The organism is Aporhodopirellula sallentina SM41 (assembly GCF_000346505.1).
Classification (GTDB): Bacteria; Planctomycetota; Planctomycetia; order Pirellulales; family Pirellulaceae; genus Rhodopirellula; species Rhodopirellula sallentina.
On sequence record NZ_ANOH01000084.1, the window covers coordinates 1 to 885 of the forward strand.

The following is an 885-nucleotide window of genomic DNA, read 5'->3' on the forward strand; positions in this document are numbered from 1 at the left end:
GCCCCACCAAAGTGAGCCGAATGGCCGTAAGGCCTCGGGTAAAACCGTCGAGTGAGCCTGCAAACCCAACACCCTCAAAACGGCACGAACTCCTCCGGAGAGTAAAGAAACCAGCTTTCCTTGCAGATGCGATCAGGAAAGAAAAGCTGCATCCGCTACCAGAGCACCAACAGCAAACATTCGGCAGCCACGCCTATCCCCCGGTCACGGGCCAACGAGCTCGCCATTCGCTGCAATGCGAGCATCGCCCCGAAAGCGAAAACAACACAAATCGCTCGATTCGCAAACACGCTTCAGAAACCAAACACGCTTCAGAAACAACGCCCCCCACCATCCGAACACTTGCTCCGCACGAAGCAATCACGCCGCTGGCGTATCCCGACTCGCACCCTCTTGCTCACGAACCAACCGATCCAGCGGACTCATCACCTTCGTCTCATTCGGATTCCGCACATGCGTGTAAATCTCCGTGGTCTTCACATCACTGTGGCCGAGCAACTGTTGAATCTGCCGAATGTCCGTCCCGTTCCATAACAGATGCGTCGCATAGCAATGACGAAACGTGTGACTCGTCACATGCTTCAGAACCCCCGCCGACTCCACCGCCCGGCGCAGGTGCTTCGGAAACGTATCCACGTGCAAATGGTGACGATGCCGTCTCCCCGTCTTCGGATCACGCGACAACCGGTGCGACGCAAACAAATATTGCCACTTCAGCTCCCGGTGAGCCTTCGGGTACTTCCGATCCAACGCATACGGTAACCACACCGACGCTGTCCCGTCCGCCAAATCCTGGTCATGCTGCGCCGCTCGGCTATTCACAAAACGTCGCAGCGGATCCATCAAATCATCCGGCATCGGCACCAAACGACTCTTGCCACCTTT

General features: G+C 56.7%; 1 protein-coding gene. It reads right to left on the reverse strand.

Translation table 11 applies throughout. From position 1 onward, the window contains the following. Positions 1–360: 360 nt before the first annotated feature. Positions 361–885, reverse strand: a 525-nt coding sequence (locus RSSM_RS04585) for a tyrosine-type recombinase/integrase (RefSeq protein ID WP_052335981.1), incomplete at its 5' end; no start/stop codon positions are given.